This window comes from Sphingomonas sp. 1185 (assembly GCF_040544655.1).
Classification (GTDB): Bacteria; Pseudomonadota; Alphaproteobacteria; order Sphingomonadales; family Sphingomonadaceae; genus Sphingomonas.
On sequence record NZ_JBEPKL010000001.1, the window covers coordinates 25359 to 41648 of the forward strand.

Below are 16290 nucleotides of genomic sequence, written 5' to 3' on the forward strand. Positions count from 1 at the left end.
CTCCGGGTTGGCGGTCCCCGCCTGCCGTTCGAACAAGCGGCGATCAAGCGAGCGCCGATCTGGCGATTAATAGACACACGCGAGATAAGCCGCATCATCAATGCCAATGCCATCATCGCACGATGAATGGACCAGCCCCTCTCAAACGCCAGAGGGGCCTTAGCCGTGCTTCGTCGCCCAGGCGGCGTTCAGCTTGGCCATCGTGCCGTGACGGTCCCGCAGCCGCAGTCCTTCCAGGCGCAGCGTCCGGCCCCGCAGCAGGCGACCATGCGTGCTCCAGATCACGTCGTACAGCCCGCTCGCCGTCCGCGCGGTATCCCCGTCCCAATAGCGGGTCGTAATCAGCACCGGCAGACGGCCTTCGTTCGTATCCGCCTGACCATCGGTCAGGGCCAGGATCGGCCCGGCTATCGGCCCCGCATCGATCACGGGGTCGCCGACGGGCGCCTGCCGGGCGATCCCCGACTTTGCCGGGAAATCGATCGTCACGTCCTGCAGGTCATGATTCGGGTCGCGCAGCGCGAGGCGGCGGCCATCCCCTTCGACCGTCGCGGTCAGGTCCAGCCGGGCGCGGTCGTTGCGTTGCGCGCTGGCGGCGGCCGCCTTGTCCTCGGCATCGCTGCGGCGCTGCGACCAGTTCAGATAGAGCGTCAGCGCGGCGACGAGCAGGCCTGCCACGGCCACGAACTCGGCCAGGCTCAGCAATCGCCGCCGCGACTTGGCGCGATCGGCGGCCTCGTCGCCCGCCGATTGGCTCATCGCCCGCCCGCCTCGAGCAATTCGGTCGGCGCGACCAGTTCCCAGCTGCGCGCGATCCGGTCCTCGATCAGCGTCCAGTCGCTGTCGGCCGACAGAGCGATGCTCGTCCAGTGCGGCGCGGCACCTTCGTCGGCGATGCAAAGGTGCAGCCCCGACGCCCCGTCAGCGACCCGCACAAAGGGCTCGCCTTCGACCAGGAACCGGGTTTCGCCGTCGTGCAGGTCCTCGGTCACACCGGGCAGCAGCAGGGCGATGTCGCGAATGCGGGCGAGATTATCGGTCATCGACGCACGAACTCCGAGAGGATGCGGGGATAGAGACGATGTTCCTCGACCAGGACGCGCGCGGCAAGTGCCCCGGCGTCGTCACCCGGCAGGATCGGTACTTCCGCCTGACCCAGCACCTCGCCATCATCCAGTTCCTCGGTCACGATATGGACCGAGCACCCCGCCTTGGCATCGCCCGCTGCGATCGCGCGCGCATGGGTGTCGAGCCCCTTGTAAAGCGGCAGCAGCGAGGGATGGATGTTGAGGATACGGCCTTCCCAGCGGCGGACGAAATCGCCCGACAACAGCCGCATATAGCCCGCCAGCGCGATCACCTCCACGCCCGCGTCGCGCAGCGCTTGGTCGATCGCCGCTTCATAGGCGGGCTTGCCGATCCCTTTGGGCGACAGCGCGAAGGTCGCGATGCCCCGCTCCGCCGCCCAGGCCAGCCCGGCCGCCTCGGGCTTGTCCGAGGCGACGAGGGCGACATGATAAGCCGGGTCGCCGCCCTGCGAAGCGGCGACCAGCGACTGCATGTTGGAGCCGCGGCCGGAAATCAGGATGCCGACCTTGACCGGGCCGTCAGGCCGCATGGGTCGCCGTCCAGTCCGCCTTGGCGCTCCAGGTGCCCGCCGAGCCGGTGACGGTGCAGCCGCGCTCGCCCGCCTCGATCCGGCCGATGGTCAGCACGGTTTCGCCCGCCTCGGTCAGGGTGGCGGCCAGCGCCTCGGCCTGGTCGGCCGCGACTACCACCGCCATGCCGATGCCGCAGTTGAAGGTACGCGCCATTTCCTCGGGTTCGATCCCGCCCTGCGCCTGCAGGAACGCCATCAGGCGCGGCTGTTCCCAGCGATCCGCATCGACCACGGCATGGACGCCCTTGGGCAGCACGCGCGGGATGTTTTCGAGCAGACCGCCGCCGGTGATGTGCGCGAGCCCCTTGATCGTCCCGGCCTTGAGCGAGGGGAGCAGCGAGCGGACATAGATCCGAGTCGGCGCCATCAGCGCCTCGATCAGCAGCCGCTCCTGATCGAACAATGCGGGGCGATCGAGCTTCCATCCCTTGTCGGCGGCAAGGCGGCGGACCAGCGAGAAGCCGTTGGAGTGGACCCCCGACGAGGCGAGGCCGAGGATCACGTCGCCGTCGGAAATCCCGCTTCCCGTCAGCACCTGGTCCCGCTCGACCGCGCCGACGCAGAAGCCCGCCAAGTCATAGTCGCCCGGCGCATACATGCCAGGCATCTCGGCGGTCTCGCCACCGATCAGCGCGCAGCCCGCAATGCGGCATCCTTCGGCGATCGAGGCGATGACCCGCTCGGGAACATCGCCCTCCAGCTTGGCGGTGGCGTAATAATCGAGGAAGAACAAGGGCTCGGCGCCCTGTACCACCAGATCGTTGGCGCACATCGCGACCAGGTCGATGCCGACCCCGTCATGGCGATCATGCTCGATCGCCAGCTTCAGCTTGGTGCCCACGCCGTCATTGGCGGCGACCAGCAGCGGATCGGTGAAGCCCGCCGCCTTCAGGTCGAAGAAGCCGCCGAACCCGCCCAGATCGGCGTCGGCGCCCGGCCGCCGCGTCGCCTTGGCAAGCGGGCCGATCGCGCGGACCAGCGCGTTGCCCGCGGCGATCGAAACGCCCGCATCGGCATAGGTGTAGGGAGCGCCGGTTTCGGCGGGCGACGGGGTGGTGGACGGCGTGCTGTTGTCGGTCATGTTTGCCCGTTAGCTATATCGCGCTTGGATTTCCACGCCTGCTTCGCCAAAAGGCCGCGATGCGTTTGCGATTGCCCTCATTGATGTACGGCCTGACCGCCCTTGTCGCGGTGGGCGCGGGGGGCGGTGCGGTCCTGGCCCAGATCGAAGGACAGGATCGCGGCGTCGCGCCCGTCGACAGCGGCGGCGCCTATGAAGTCACCGGCGTGACGGTCGACGTGTCGGGCAGCACGGCGGAGGCCGCGCGGCTCGGCGGCTGGCGAATCGCGCAGCGAAAGGCCTGGGCGATGCTGGCGCAGCGGCTGGGGCGGGGCGGCGTCGGCGCGTCCGACGGCCTGCTCGATTCGCTCGTCTCGGGCATCGTGGTGGAGAATGAGGGGATCGGGCCGACCCGCTATGTCGCGCGGCTGGGGGTCCTGTTCGACCGGGTGCGGGCCGCCTCGGTGCTGGGCGTGTCGGCCTATGCCGATCGCTCGCCGCCGATGCTGGTCATGCCCCTCCAGATTTCGGGCGGCAGCGCGCAGATGTTCGAGAGCCGGACGTCGTGGCAGCTGGCTTGGGCGCGGTTCCGGACGGGCAACAGCAGCATCGACTATATCCGCCCCTCGGGCACCGGCATGGACCCGCTGCTCCTGAATGCGGGGCAGATCGGTCGCCGGTCGCGGGGCTGGTGGCGGGCGATCCTCGACCAATATGGCGCGTCGGACATCCTGATCCCGGTCGTCCGCCTCTATCGCCAATGGCCCGGCGGGCCGGTGATCGGCGTCTTCGAGGCGCGGCACGGCCCCGACAATGTCCTGCTCGGGACGGTCACGCTACGCGTCGGCAGCACCGATGCGTTGCCGCAACTGCTCGATACCGGCGTGGCACGGCTCGACGGCCTGTACCAGCGCGCGCTGGCGGGCGGGACGCTTCATCCCGATTCGACACTCGCGCCGCCGCCCAAGCCGGAGGTGGCGATCACCGACGACAGCATGGGCGGCGACGGACCCGTCGCCGGTGTCGATAGCGCCATCGCCCCGTCGGGCGCGGGGATATCGGTCACGCTGCAATATGATGCGCCCAGTGCCAGCGCGGTCGCCAATGCCGAAAGCCTTGTACGCGGCATTCCGGGGGTCGTGCGGGCCGCCACCACCAGCCTGGCGCTGGGGGGCGTGTCGTTGATGGGCGTGACCTATGACGGCGACCCCGAGCAGCTTCGCCGCGCGCTGGAACAGCGCGGCTATCAGGTTTCAGGGTCCGGCACGACGCTTCGCATTCGTCGCGCCCCCCAAGTCCAGGCGCCTGCGCCTCCATCGGATAATGTGATCACCGGATGAACCAAATGGCGCTTCCGCTGGAATGGCCAGCGGACCCCTTGTCGGACGCGTTCCTGCTGACCGATTCCAACCGGCTTGCCGCGCGCATGCTGGAGCAATGGGAAAAATGGCCGACCATGGCCGCGATCCTGACCGGCCCGCGCAAGTCGGGGCGGTCGCTGCTGGCGCGCATCTTCGCCGCGCGCAGCGGCGGTACGATCATCGACGATGCCGAGCGCGTGCCCGAGGTCCAGATCTTCCATGCTTGGAACACGGCGCAGGCAGAGCGTCGGCCGCTGGTCATCGTCGCTGACGCCGCGCCGCCGCGCTGGGCGGTCAAGCTGCCCGACCTGCGGTCGCGGCTCGCCAATAGCAGCCTGGCCGAGATCGGAGCACCCGACGACGAGCTGGTCGCCGCCCTGTTCGAGCTGCTGTTCCAGCGGCGCGGCCTCGATGCGCGGCCCGATCTGATCGAATGGCTGACCGCGCGGATCGAGCGTAGTCACCTTTCTGTCATCCGCGCGGTGGATATGCTCGATCAGGGGGCGATGGAACGGCGCGCGCGCTTATCGATTGCCCTTGCACGTTCCACCCTGATCGGGGCCGGTCTGATCGCCGAGCCCTGAGCCCCGCGAACCAAGCGAGAAACGATGACCCGGCCTGCCCATATCGCGCAAATGTCCGAACCGGACGACGATCATGTCACGCGGGAGCCGAACGGGCGCTATTTCAATCGCGAGCTGTCCTGGCTGGCCTTCAACCGGCGCGTGCTGGAAGAAGCGTGCAACACCGCGCATCCGCTGCTCGAGCGGCTTCGCTTCCTGTCGATCTCGGGCTCGAACCTCGATGAATTTTTCATGGTCCGGGTTGCGGGCCTGAAGGGGCAGCAGGCGCAGGACGTCGAACAGCGCTCGGTCGACGGGCTGACGCCGGGACAGCAGCTGAACGAGATCGTGGCCGAGGCGGACCGGCTGATGGCCAGCCAGCAGGAGGTCTGGGGCGACCTGCGCAACCTGCTCGACGCGGCGGGCATTTTCGTGTTGCGCCGCGATGCGATCGATGCCGAGGCCAGCGCCTGGCTGGAGGGGCATGTCCGCGACCAGATCTTCCCGATCCTGACCCCCCAGGCGCTCGATCCCGCACACCCCTTTCCGTTCATCCCGAACAAGGGGCTGTCGATGATCTTCGACCTGACCCGCGTGTCGGACAAGGCGCCGATCCGCGAGCTGGTGATGATGCCCCCGACGATGCCGCGCTTCGTTCGTCTTCCGGGCGAGGGGACGCGCTATGTGTCGATCGAGACGATCCTGCGCCGCTTTTCCGGGCTGCTCTTCCCCGGCTATGTCGTCAACGGCGCGGCGACCTTCCGCGTCCTGCGCGACAGCGATATCGAGATCGAGGAGGAGGCCGAGGATCTCGTCCGCTATTTCGCCAATGCGATCAAGCGGCGGCGGCGCGGGCGCGTCATCCGGCTGGAGCTGGAGACGGGGATGCCCGACGAACTGGCCGACGTGCTGCGCGACGAACTGGGCGGGACGGATGCGATCATCACCGAGAGCGGAAATCTGCTCGGTATCGGCGATCTCGACATGCTGGTCGATGCGGATCGGCCGGACCTGAAATTCCCGCCCTATACGCCGCGCTTTCCCGAACGGATCCGCGAGTTCGCGGGCGACTGCTTCGCCGCGATCAAGGCCAAGGACATCGTCGTCCACCATCCGTACGAGACGTTCGAGGCGGTCATCGCCTTTCTGAAGCAGGCGGCGGTCGACCCGGATGTGGTGGCGATCAAGCAGACCCTCTACCGCGCGGGCAAGCAGTCGGCGGTCATCAACGCCCTGATCGCGGCGGCCGAGGCGGGCAAGTCGGTGACCGCGATCGTCGAGTTGAAGGCGCGCTTCGACGAAGAGCAGAATCTCTACTGGGCCTCTGCGCTGGAGCGGGCGGGCGTTCAGGTCGTCTATGGCTTTATCGACTGGAAGACGCATGCCAAGGTGTCGATGGTCGTCCGGCGCGAGGGCGGCGACTTCCGCACCTACTGCCATTTCGGCACGGGCAATTATCACCCCGTGACGGCACGCATCTATACCGATCTCAGCTTCTTCACCGCCGACCCGGCCATCGGGCGCGATGCGGCGCAGATGTTCAACTATATCACCGGCTATGTCGAACCCGTTGCGATGAACCGGGTCAGCCTGTCGCCGCGCGACCTGCGGCACAATCTGATGGCGCTGGTCGATGCCGAGATCGCCCATGCCCGCGCAGGCCGAAAGGGCAGCATCTGGGCCAAGATGAACTCGCTGGTCGATCCGCTGATCATCGAGAAGCTGTACGAGGCAAGCGGTGCGGGCGTCGAGATCGACTTGATCGTGCGCGGTATCTGCTGCCTGCGCCCCGGCGTCCCCGGCCTGTCGGATCATATCCGCGTGAAATCGGTCGTCGGTCGCTTCCTGGAGCATAGCCGCATCTGGGCATTCGGCGACGGCAAGGCGCTGCCCCATGACGCGGCCAAGCTCTTCATTTCCTCGGCCGACTGGATGCCGCGCAACTTCGACCGGCGGGTCGAATATATGCTGCCCATCCTCAACCCGACCGTTCACGACCAGATCCTCGATCAGGTCATGGTCGCCAACCTGCTCGACAACGAACAGAGCTGGGAACTGGAGCCGGATGGCCGCTATGTCCGTGACGAACCGGGCGATCGCCCCTTCAACCTGCATCGGTATTTCATGACCAATCCTTCGCTTTCGGGGCGCGGCGCCGCGCTCGACACCAGCAAGGCGGTCCCCACCCTGTCGCTCCGGCGGCAGCGCTGACCGGGGGCGGCGGAACGATGGCAGCAATCCGCGCGCCGCGTACGGCGATCATCGACATCGGCTCGAACTCGGTCCGTCTCGTCGTCTATCAGGGCCCGGCGCGCCTGCCCGCGATCCTGTTCAACGAGAAGGTGATGGCGGGCCTCGGGCGGGGCCTTGCCGCCACGGGGGCGATCGACCCGGTAGCGCTGGGCAAGGCGCGGGTGGCGCTGGCCCGCTTCGCCAGCCTGGCGCGGGAGATGGGGGTGAGCGGCCTGCGCACCGTGGCGACGGCGGCGGTGCGCGACGCCGCCAATGGGCAGGAACTGATCGACTGCGCCGAGTCGCTGGGGCTTGAGGTCGAGCTGCTGTCGGGCGAGCAGGAGGCCAAGGGGGCGGGCGAGGGGGTCCTGTCCGCCATTCCCGATGCCGACGGGATCGTCGGCGATCTGGGCGGCGGCAGCCTGGAACTCGTTCGGGTGCGGGACGGCGGGGTCGAGGACCGGGTATCCTTTCCGCTCGGCGTGCTGCGTATCCCGGCGCTGCGCGAGCGTGGTGGCAAGGCGTTCGAGCGGCAGATCGGGCGACTGATCGAGGAGGCGGGATGGGAGGGCCGCGGTCGGGGCCTGCCCTTCTATCTCGTTGGCGGATCGTGGCGGGCGCTGGCGCGGCTCGACATGACGCTGGCCGAATATCCGCTGCCGATCATCCATCATTATGAACTGACGCCGACCGATATAGCGAGGCTGTCGCGGACCATCCCGCACCTGTCCAAGGCGCGGCTGCGCGACGTGAAGGGCCTGTCGTCCAGCCGTGCCGCGACGCTCGGCGATGCGACCGCGCTGCTGAGCGTCCTCCTCAAGCATCTGGGCAGCAGTACGACCGTGGTGTCCGCCTATGGCCTGCGCGAAGGGCTGCTCTACGGCAATCTGGATGCCCGGACCCGCGCCCAAGATCCGTTGATCGTGGCGGCGCGCGAGGAGGGGCGGTTGCTCGGGCGCTTTCCCGAACATGGCGACCTGCTCGAAAGCTGGATCGCCCCACTATTTGCCGGGGAAGCCGCCGCCGAGGCGCGGCTTCGTCACGCCGCCTGCCTGCTCGCCGATGTGGGCTGGCGCGCCAATCCGGAATTTCGGGCCGAACGCGGGGTGGAGATCGCGCTCCACGGCAATTGGGTCGGGATCGACGCGACGGGGCGCGCCATGCTGGCGCAGGCGCTGCACACGAGTCTGGGCGGAGGGCTGGACGTGCCGGCACCGCTCGCCGAACTCGCGACCCCGGCACAGCTGAAGCTGGCGACGAGCTGGGGATTGGCGATCCGGCTGGGCCAGCGGCTTAGCGGCGGCCTGGAGGGGCCGTTGGAGCGGACCAGCCTGGTTCTGGGAACGACCAGCCTGGGCCTCGCGATGCTGGACGAGGACCGGGGCTTTTACGGCGAGGCGATCGAGCGCCGCCACGCCGCGCTCGCCGCCGCGCTGGGGCGGACGGCGACGCGGATCAGCCGCACCGAATCCGCGTGATCCGTCCCACGGCATCGGTTTCCAGGTTCAGCCGGTCGGTGCGATAGTCCATCGTGACCGCATCGCCCGGCGCGATCACCCGCAGGGTCCGCGCGCCGGTGCGCTTCAGCACGTCGGCTCGCATCGCCTCGGCCCAGCGCTTGCCGATCAGGTCGGCGACGCGGCCCTCACCGCACTGCATCGGTAATTCCGCCATCTGCTCGCCGCGCGACGGCGGCGTTCCGGTCGGGGTACAGGCACCGATCGCCATCAGCGCGACGAGGACCACGGCCCGGTTCATGCCACCGGATCCTCGGTACGGACCATCTTCAGCTTGCCGCCCTTGACGACGAAGCCGGTGCGCCCCTCGACCAGATCGAGCGCATCGCGCCCGAACTGCTCGAACCGCCAGCCATCAAGCACCGACAGGCCGCTGCGAACCCCCGCCGCCAGCATCTCCAGATCGTCCGACCGGGCGAGCAGGCGCGGCGCCACGTCGATGTCGCGCGCGCGGATCTTGAGCAACAGCTTGAGGAGATCGGCGACCAGCGCGCCCTCGCGCCCCAGCCCCGGCTTGCGATCGTCGCGCGCGGGCAGTTCGTCGGCGTCGAGCGGCGTTGCGCCCTCCAGCGCCTCCATCAGGCGATGACCGATGTCGTTGCCCGCCCAGGTGGCGGACAGTCCGCGCACCTTGGCGAGATCGGCCTGCTTGCGCGGCGGATGCCCGGCGAGGTCGGCCAGCGTCTCGTCCTTGACGATGCGGCCGCGCGGCAGGTCCTTGGCCTGTGCCTCCAGTTCGCGCCAACGGGCCAGCGCCTTCAGGCGGCCGAGCATGTCGGGCTTGCGACCCGATACGCGGACGCGCTTCCAGGCGCTGTCGGGATCGTTGGCGTAATGCGAGGGATCGGCCAGCCGCTCCATTTCCTGGTCCAGCCATGCGCCGCGCCCGGTCTTGCGCAGCCGTTCCAGCATCTTGGGGAAGATGGCGGAGAGGTGGGTCACGTCGCCGATCGCATAATCGACCTGCCGCTGGTCGAGCGGGCGGCGCGACCAGTCGGTGAAGCGCGCACCCTTGTCGATCGGGATGCCGAGCCAGCTGTCGACCAGGTTGGAATAGCCGATCTGCTCGCCCTGGCCCAGCGCCATGGCGGCGATCTGGGTGTCGAACAGGGGGTGGGGGGTCTTTCCGGTCAGGTTGTAGATGATCTCGATATCCTGCCCACCGGCATGGAAGACCTTCAGAACCTCGTCATTGTTGACCAGCAGGTCGAGCAGCGGCGTCATGTCCAGACCCGGCGCCTTGGGGTCGATCGCGGCGGCCTCTTCGGTGTCGGCGATCTGGATCAGGCACAGCTCCGGCCAATAGGTGCTTTCGCGCATGAACTCGGTATCGACCGTGATGAAGTCGGCTTGCGAGAGGCGGGCGCAGAGATTGGCGAGCGTGGCGCTGTCGGTAATCAACGGATGAACGTGCATCGCATGCACATAGCCGCACGCGCGCGGGTTGACAAAGAGGAACGCGCAGGTGCCCGTTCGGCATGGGGAGCGGCCACTGGGGGATTGACAAAACAGGGGTGGGCGGGGAAGCGGCGTCACTTTCCCCAGACGTTCAGAGAATGCTCGCCATGCACGCCTATCGTACTCATACCTGTGCCGCGCTGACGGCCGACGCCGTGGGCCAGACGGTCCGCCTGTCCGGCTGGGTCCATCGCAAGCGCGACCATGGCGGCGTCCTTTTCGTCGATCTGCGCGACCATTATGGCATCACCCAGATCGTCGCGGACAGCGACACCCCCGCGCTCGCCGTCCTCGAGGCGGTGCGCGTCGAGTCGGTCGTGACCATCGACGGCGTGGTGAAGGCGCGCTCGGCGGGCACGGTCAACGGCAATCTGGCGACTGGCGAGATCGAGGTCTTCGCGCGCGGTGCCACCGTGCTGTCGGCCGCCGAGGAACTGCCGATGCCGGTGGCGGGCGAGCAGGAATATCCGGAGGATATCCGCCTGCGCTATCGCTTCCTCGACCTGCGTCGCGAGACGCTGCACGCCAATATCGTGCGCCGGACCCAGGTCATCTCCGACATGCGGCGTCGCATGGAGACGGCGGGCTTCACCGAATATTCGACCCCGATCCTGACCGCCTCCTCGCCCGAGGGCGCGCGCGACTTCCTGGTGCCGAGCCGCATCCATCCGGGCAAGTTCTACGCGCTGCCGCAGGCGCCGCAGCAGTATAAGCAGCTGCTGATGGTCGCCGGGTTCGACCGCTATTTCCAGATCGCGCCCTGCTTCCGCGACGAGGACCCGCGCGCCGACCGCCTGCCGGGCGAGTTCTACCAGCTCGACCTGGAAATGAGCTTCGTCACCCAGGAAGAGGTGTGGGAGACGATGGAGCCGGTGATCGGCGGCATCTTCGAGAAGTTCGCCGATGGCCGCACCGTCACGCCCACGGGCGAGTTCCCGCGCATTCCCTATTCGGAATCGATGCTGAAGTACGGCAACGACAAGCCCGACCTGCGCAACCCGCTGATCATCAACGACGTCTCCGAGCATTTCACGACGTCGGGCTTCGGGCTGTTCGAGAAGATCGTCGGTTCGGGCGGCGTCGTCCGCGCGATTCCGGCGCCCAAGACCGCCGAGAAGAGCCGCAAGTTCTTCGACGAGATGAACGAATGGGCGCGCGCCGAAGGCCATGCCGGTCTGGGCTATGTCACCCGCAAGGGTGGCGAATTCGGCGGTCCGATCGCCAAGAACCACGGCACCGAGGGCATGGAGGCGATCTATGCCGCGCTGGGCCTGGGCCCGGATGACGGCCTGTTCTTCGCGGCGGGCAAGGTCGATGCGGCTGCCAAGCTGGCCGGCCTCGCCCGCACCCGCGTCGCCGAACAGCTGGGCCTGATCGAGGAGGGGGCGTTCCGCCTCTGCTGGATCGTCGACTTCCCCTTCTATGAGTGGGACGAGGACGAGAAGAAGGTCGAGTTCGCGCACAACCCCTTCTCGATGCCGCAGGGTGGCATGGAGGCGCTGACCACCGCCGACCCGCTGTCGCTCAAGGCCTATCAGTATGACCTGGTCTGCAACGGCTTCGAGATCGCATCGGGTTCGATCCGAAACCAGTCGCCGGAACTGATGGTCGCCGCGTTCGAGAAGGTCGGCCTGTCCAAGGCGGATGTCGAGGAGCGTTTCGGCGGCCTCTACCGCGCTTTCCAGTACGGCGCGCCGCCGCATGGCGGCATGGCCGCCGGTGTCGACCGGATCGTGATGCTGATCTGCGGTGCGCAGAATCTGCGCGAAATCTCGCTGTTCCCGATGAACCAGCGTGCCGAGGACCTGCTGATGGGCGCGCCCAGCCTGCCCAGCAACAAGCAGATGCGCGAGCTGTCGCTGCGCTCGACCGCCGAGCCCAAGAAGGATGTGGATCAGGTCGTCGCCGCTTCGGTGGGCTGATCCCGCCTGACGGGCACAGAAAAAGGGCGGGCGCCGGATGCGGCGTCCGCCCTTTTTTCTGTCGTGTCCGGGCCGGGGGCCCGGACCGGCTCTCTCAGGCCGCGACCAGCGACGGGGAGGCGGGCTTGAACTCGCCGCTCTCGTCCATCAGGTGCAGCACGCCGTCGGCGATCGCGAAATAGGCGCCGCGCAGGGTCAGCTTGCCCGCCTCCTCACGCTTGGTGACGAACGGGAAGGTGCGCAGATTGGCGATCGAGGTGCGAACCGACTCGAGCTCCATCTCGCGCATCGCGTCCGGGCTGTCGCCATGCTTGGCGATGACCTTTTCGCGCGCACCGTCGAGCAGGTTCACCCAGTCGGAGATGAAGCCGCCTTCGCCCTGCGGAGCATGGGCGAAGCCCTGGGTCAGCGCGGCCTTGCAGCCGCCGCAGGCGCCGTGACCCATGACGACGACGTCGGTCACCTCCAGCTGCGTCACCGCGAATTCCAGCGCCGCCGACACGCCGTGATGCCCGCCGCCCGTCTCGAACGGGGGAACCAGATTGGCGACGTTGCGTACGACGAAGATCTCACCGGGCAGCGTGTCGAAGATCTGGGCCGGATCGACGCGGCTGTCCGAGCAGGCGATCACCATCACCTTGGGGCTCTGGCCTTCCTTCAGTTCGGCCCAGCGGTCGCGCTGGCGACGCCAATCGGAGGTCCGAAAGCGCTGATAGCCATCCACGAGGTCGTTAAAGTCGGTCATTGCTCTCTCTTATCCAGTTAAGGAAGCCACGCTATAGCAGGCGAACCCGGGCATGGCCGTTTCGGTTCCATATCAAAATGTGTCTGTCCACGGATATCGCGCTGCGTGTCAGCGGGCATTGTGTCCGACCGGCTGCATCGCTATTTCGCGGGCATGAATGAGTTGACACCGTTGGCCGCGCCCGCGCGCGCGCGCAAGCCCGACTGGATCCGCGTCAAGGCACCGACGAGCGCCGGTTTCGCCGCGACCCGCGAGCTGATGCGCGCCAAGAGCCTGACGACCGTCTGCGAAGAGGCGGCCTGCCCCAATATCGGAGAATGCTGGTCGAAAAAGCATGCGACCGTCATGATCCTGGGCGACACCTGCACCCGCGCCTGCGCCTTCTGCAACGTCAAGACCGGCATGCCGCGCAAGGTCGATGCGATGGAGCCGCAGAATGTCGCCGATGCAGCGGCGCAGATGGGCCTGAAGCACATCGTCGTCACCTCGGTCGACCGCGACGACCTGCCCGATGGCGGCGCATCGCAATTCGTGAAGGTCATCCAGGCGCTGCGCCGCACGACCCCCGACACGACCATCGAAATCCTGACGCCCGACTTCCGCAACAAGGCGCAGGCCGCGATCGAGTCGATCGTCGAGGCACGGCCCGACGTGTACAACCACAATCTGGAAACGGTGCCCCGGCTTTACCCGACGATCCGTCCCGGCGCGCGCTATTACGCCTCGCTGCGCCTGCTGGAGAGTGTGAAGCGCCACGATCCGTCGATCTTCACCAAGTCGGGCGTCATGCTGGGCCTGGGTGAAGAGCGGCTGGAGGTCCATCAGGTGATGGACGACATGCGTTCGGCCGACATCGATTTCCTGACCATGGGCCAGTATCTCCAGCCAACGCCGCGCCATGCCAAGGTTGCCGAGTTCGTCACGCCCAAGGCGTTCGACGCCTATGCCTCGATCGCCCGCGCCAAGGGCTTCCTGCTGGTCGCCAGCTCGCCGCTGACGCGGTCCAGCTATCATGCGGGTGACGATTTCGAACGGCTGCGGACCGCGCGCGAGGCGAAGCTGGCCAGCGCCCGCTAATGCCCAAGCATAGCGAAACAAGGCATCTGCCCTATACGCCGGAGCAGATGTTCGACCTGGTCGCCGACGTCGCGCGCTATCCGGAATTCCTGCCCTGGGTTTCGGCGATGCGCGTGCGGTCGGACTCGGACACCGAGACGGTGGCCGACATGATCGTCGGCTTCAAGGGCCTGCGCGAGACCTTCACCAGCCGCGTCACCAAGGCGCGGCCGGAGGCGATCGATGTCGAATATCTCGACGGGCCGCTCAAATATCTGCGCAACAACTGGCGCTTCCGGCCCGAAGAGCAGGGCTGCGCGGTCGACTTCACCGTCGACTTCGCCTTCAAGAACCGGGTGTTCGAGATGCTGGCGGGGCAGGTGTTCGGCACTGCGCTCCGCCGCATGATCGGCGCGTTCGAGGACCGCGCCGCCAAGCTTTACGGCAACAGCAGCTCCAGCGCCAACAGCGCGGCCTGAAGCCGGATCGCGCCGCGGCCGATTTCCCCGAATTCGTGCCGCTCGGCCTTGATCTCTTCAGGGTCGCCGTCGCGGAGCGCCTGGGCGAAGACAACCGTGCCGACCGGCTTCTTCGCCGTGCCGCCGCCGGGCCCCGCCACGCCGGTGATCGCAACGGCGATGTCGGCCTCGCTCGCCGCCAGCGCACCCTGCGCCATCGCCCAGGCGGTGGCGGTCGATACCGCACCGAACGTGTCGATCATGTCCGGGCTGACGTTCAGCAGCTTGATCTTGGCCTGGTTGGAATAGGTGACGAAACCCGCCTCGACCACGTCGGACGAGCCGGGAATTTCGGTCAGCGCGGCCGATACCAGGCCGCCGGTGCAGCTCTCGGCCAGCGCGACGCGGCGGCCGATCGCGCGGTTGGCGACGACGACACGCTCGGCCAGCGCGACCAGTTCGGGGGGGAGGAGCACGTCCATCAGCGGTTTCCGTTGGGGCAGAGAGGCAGGTCGGGCACGGCAACCTGCCGGCCACGCGCCTTTTCGCTTTTGAGATATTGCAGCGCGGTGACGATCACCGCCGCCATGTTGCGCGGAGGCAGGGGGGCAAGCTGCGTCACCAGCCGGTCGATCGTCCCGCAATCCTCCAGCCCGATCCGCCCGACGATGAACGGGACCAGCAGGGAGGTCAGCAGCGGCCGGGCATAGTCCGACTGGAGCAGCGTATCCACGGTCGGATCGGACAGCTTGACGATCGCGGCGCGCGCGGTCGGCCATGCCTGATCGGCCGAGGCCTCGTATTTGGCGATCAGCGTGCCGTTGCCGCGGATCAGGCTGTTGGCAGGCAGCCGCGCGCCGCAGACCCGGCCGGTTTCGCGCAGAATATCCGGCATGGCGACCAGGGTCATCGCCTCGGCCTCCGGCGGTGTGATGCAGGCCCGCTGCTGCGCCATCGCCGCCTCCGGGGCGATAAGCGAGGCCAACGCGGCGATCAGCGCCAGCCGCTTCACGCCGCCGACCCGCCCGGCAGACGGACGGTCGCCACCGCCTGCGTCGCAATGCCTTCGCCGCGTCCGGTAAAGCCCAGCCGCTCGGTGGTCGTCGCCTTCAGGCTGACCCGGCCCTGATCGATACCGAGCAGTTCGGCGATCCGCGCGACCATGGCGGCGCGATGCGGCCCGATCTTGGGGGCCTCGCAGATGATCGTCAGGTCGACGAAATCGATCCGACCGCCCTTGTCGGCGATCAGCTTGGCGGCGTGCTGGAGGAACTGCCCCGACTCGGCCCCCTTCCATTGCGGATCGCTGGGTGGGAAATGCGTGCCGATATCCCCGGCCGCGATCGTGCCGAGCAGCGCGTCGGTCAGCGCATGGAGCGCGACATCGGCGTCGCTATGTCCCGACAGGCCCTGATGGTGCGGGATCAACACCCCGCCCAGCCACAATTCCTCGTCGTCTTCCAGCCGGTGGACGTCATAGCCCATGGCCGTCCGGGTTTCCCAGGTCAGGCGCATGTCCGCGCCGGTCAGGTCGTCGGGATAGGTGATTTTCTCGAGCATGGCATCGCCCTGCACCAAAGCGACGCGTCCGCCAAGCCGTCGCACCATCTGCGCATCGTCGGTCGCCTCCGCATCGGCTGGCCAGGCGGCATGCGCGGCGACTACCGCCTGCAGGTGAAAGCCCTGCGGCGTCTGCACCCGAACGACGCCGTCGCGCGGTACGATCTCCCCCAGCACCGCATCCCTGTCGCGCGCCAGCGTGTCCGCCACCGGCAGGGCCGGCATCGCGCCATCGGCCGATGCCATGCCCGCCAGCACCCGGTCGATCACCTCGGCCGAGAGGAAGGGGCGGGCGGCGTCGTGGATCAGCACCTGCTCCACCCCTGCCAGCGCGAGGTGCCGCAAGCCCCGCGCCACCGATTCGCGTCGCGACGCGCCGCCCGGCTCCACCCAGCCGCCCGGCAGGATGGCGCGGGCCTGGTCCAGCCGATCCTCCGCCACCACGGTCAGCACCATGTCGATGGCGGGATGCGAGAGAAAGGCGTCATGGCTCCAGAACAGCATCGGCCGCCCGCCGAGATCGCGGAACTGCTTCGGCACACCGCCGCCCATCCGGCTGCCGCCACCCGCCGCGACGATCAGCGCGGCGATCTTTGCTTTCTGGCTCATGGCGACGCCGCCTAGCGGCTTTTGCCTATCCCCGCCAATCTTGCCTTCCTGACCATCTTGGGATAGGGCGTGGCTTATTTTTCAGGCAG

Annotated in this window: 17 protein-coding genes; 7 read left to right on the forward strand and 10 right to left on the reverse strand. The window is 67.8% G+C overall.

The window, feature by feature from the left end; translation table 11 throughout:
- Window positions 1–159: 159 nt before the first annotated feature.
- Genes ABIC44_RS00115 through purM form a run of 4 tightly spaced genes read right to left on the reverse strand, consistent with a single transcriptional unit; the run spans window position 160 to window position 2741 of the window.
- Window positions 160–759 (reverse strand): hypothetical protein, encoded by a 600-nt coding sequence (locus ABIC44_RS00115; RefSeq protein ID WP_354292971.1) that lies wholly within the window; start codon window positions 757–759, stop codon window positions 160–162.
- On the reverse strand, window positions 756–1043 hold the full coding sequence (locus ABIC44_RS00120) for an MmcQ/YjbR family DNA-binding protein (RefSeq protein ID WP_354292972.1): 288 nt from the start codon (window positions 1041–1043) through the stop codon (window positions 756–758). Before ABIC44_RS00120 ends, ABIC44_RS00115 begins: the two co-directional genes overlap by 4 nt.
- Window positions 1040–1618 (reverse strand): phosphoribosylglycinamide formyltransferase, encoded by a 579-nt coding sequence (gene purN / locus ABIC44_RS00125; protein WP_354292973.1) that lies wholly within the window; start codon window positions 1616–1618, stop codon window positions 1040–1042. The genes ABIC44_RS00120 and purN overlap by 4 nt, the downstream gene beginning before the upstream one ends.
- Complete coding sequence (gene purM / locus ABIC44_RS00130) at window positions 1608–2741, reverse strand: phosphoribosylformylglycinamidine cyclo-ligase (protein ID WP_354292974.1); 1134 nt, start codon at window positions 2739–2741, stop codon at window positions 1608–1610. Before purM ends, purN begins: the two co-directional genes overlap by 11 nt.
- Window positions 2742–2800: 59 nt before the next feature.
- Here purM and ABIC44_RS00135 point away from each other — a divergent pair, with 59 nt between their 5' ends.
- From ABIC44_RS00135 to ABIC44_RS00150, 4 genes are read left to right on the forward strand one after another with little or no spacing between them, the layout of a single operon-like run.
- Window positions 2801–4060 (forward strand): heavy-metal-associated domain-containing protein, encoded by a 1260-nt coding sequence (locus tag ABIC44_RS00135; RefSeq protein WP_354292975.1) that lies wholly within the window; start codon window positions 2801–2803, stop codon window positions 4058–4060.
- A complete protein-coding gene (locus ABIC44_RS00140) occupies window positions 4057–4665 on the forward strand; it encodes a P-loop NTPase family protein (RefSeq protein ID WP_307098758.1) in 609 nt (202 codons plus the stop codon). The genes ABIC44_RS00135 and ABIC44_RS00140 overlap by 4 nt, the downstream gene beginning before the upstream one ends.
- 24 nt (window positions 4666–4689) lie before the next feature.
- Window positions 4690–6855 carry an RNA degradosome polyphosphate kinase gene (locus ABIC44_RS00145; protein WP_502959807.1) on the forward strand — a complete coding sequence of 722 codons (2166 nt, stop codon included), beginning with the start codon at window positions 4690–4692 and terminating at the stop codon, window positions 6853–6855.
- A gap of 17 nt (window positions 6856–6872) precedes the next feature.
- Entirely contained in the window at window positions 6873–8354 is a 1482-nt protein-coding gene (locus tag ABIC44_RS00150; protein WP_354292976.1) for a Ppx/GppA phosphatase family protein, read from the forward strand.
- Here the strand turns inward: ABIC44_RS00150 and ABIC44_RS00155 are convergent.
- Both ABIC44_RS00155 and rnd read right to left on the reverse strand, forming a co-directional pair.
- Entirely contained in the window at window positions 8332–8634 is a 303-nt protein-coding gene (locus ABIC44_RS00155) for an I78 family peptidase inhibitor (RefSeq protein WP_354292977.1), read from the reverse strand. The two genes, ABIC44_RS00150 and ABIC44_RS00155, sit on opposite strands and share 23 nt — an antisense overlap.
- A complete protein-coding gene (gene rnd / locus ABIC44_RS00160) occupies window positions 8631–9809 on the reverse strand; it encodes a ribonuclease D (protein ID WP_354292978.1) in 1179 nt (392 codons plus the stop codon). Before rnd ends, ABIC44_RS00155 begins: the two co-directional genes overlap by 4 nt.
- Window positions 9810–9958: 149 nt before the next feature.
- Here rnd and aspS point away from each other — a divergent pair, with 149 nt between their 5' ends.
- Window positions 9959–11773: an aspartate--tRNA ligase gene (gene aspS / locus ABIC44_RS00165; protein ID WP_354292979.1), complete on the forward strand. Its 1815-nt coding sequence runs from the start codon at window positions 9959–9961 to the stop codon at window positions 11771–11773.
- A gap of 94 nt (window positions 11774–11867) precedes the next feature.
- Here aspS and ABIC44_RS00170 read toward each other — a convergent pair whose 3' ends face one another.
- On the reverse strand, window positions 11868–12518 hold the full coding sequence (locus ABIC44_RS00170) for a carbonic anhydrase (protein ID WP_354292980.1): 651 nt from the start codon (window positions 12516–12518) through the stop codon (window positions 11868–11870).
- Window positions 12519–12671: 153 nt separating this feature from the next.
- Between ABIC44_RS00170 and lipA the strand changes: the two genes are divergently transcribed.
- The gene (gene lipA / locus ABIC44_RS00175) at window positions 12672–13595 is read left to right on the forward strand and encodes a lipoyl synthase (protein ID WP_307104519.1); all 924 of its coding nucleotides are present in this window, start codon (window positions 12672–12674) and stop codon (window positions 13593–13595) included.
- Window positions 13595–14053 (forward strand): type II toxin-antitoxin system RatA family toxin, encoded by a 459-nt coding sequence (locus tag ABIC44_RS00180; protein ID WP_354292981.1) that lies wholly within the window; start codon window positions 13595–13597, stop codon window positions 14051–14053. The genes lipA and ABIC44_RS00180 overlap by 1 nt, the downstream gene beginning before the upstream one ends.
- On the opposite strand, the gene ABIC44_RS00185 is transcribed toward ABIC44_RS00180, so the two are convergent.
- The 3 genes from ABIC44_RS00185 to ABIC44_RS00195 are packed head-to-tail and all read right to left on the reverse strand — an operon-like array spanning window position 14014 to window position 16201.
- Window positions 14014–14514 (reverse strand): CinA family protein, encoded by a 501-nt coding sequence (locus ABIC44_RS00185; protein ID WP_309695443.1) that lies wholly within the window; start codon window positions 14512–14514, stop codon window positions 14014–14016. The genes ABIC44_RS00180 and ABIC44_RS00185 overlap by 40 nt on opposite strands.
- Complete coding sequence (locus tag ABIC44_RS00190; RefSeq protein ID WP_354292982.1) at window positions 14514–15044, reverse strand: hypothetical protein; 531 nt, start codon at window positions 15042–15044, stop codon at window positions 14514–14516. The genes ABIC44_RS00185 and ABIC44_RS00190 overlap by 1 nt, the downstream gene beginning before the upstream one ends.
- Window positions 15041–16201, reverse strand: coding sequence for a bifunctional 2-C-methyl-D-erythritol 4-phosphate cytidylyltransferase/2-C-methyl-D-erythritol 2,4-cyclodiphosphate synthase (locus ABIC44_RS00195; protein ID WP_354292983.1), 1161 nt, complete (start codon window positions 16199–16201; stop codon window positions 15041–15043). Before ABIC44_RS00195 ends, ABIC44_RS00190 begins: the two co-directional genes overlap by 4 nt.
- Between the last annotated feature and the right edge of the window lie 89 nt (window positions 16202–16290).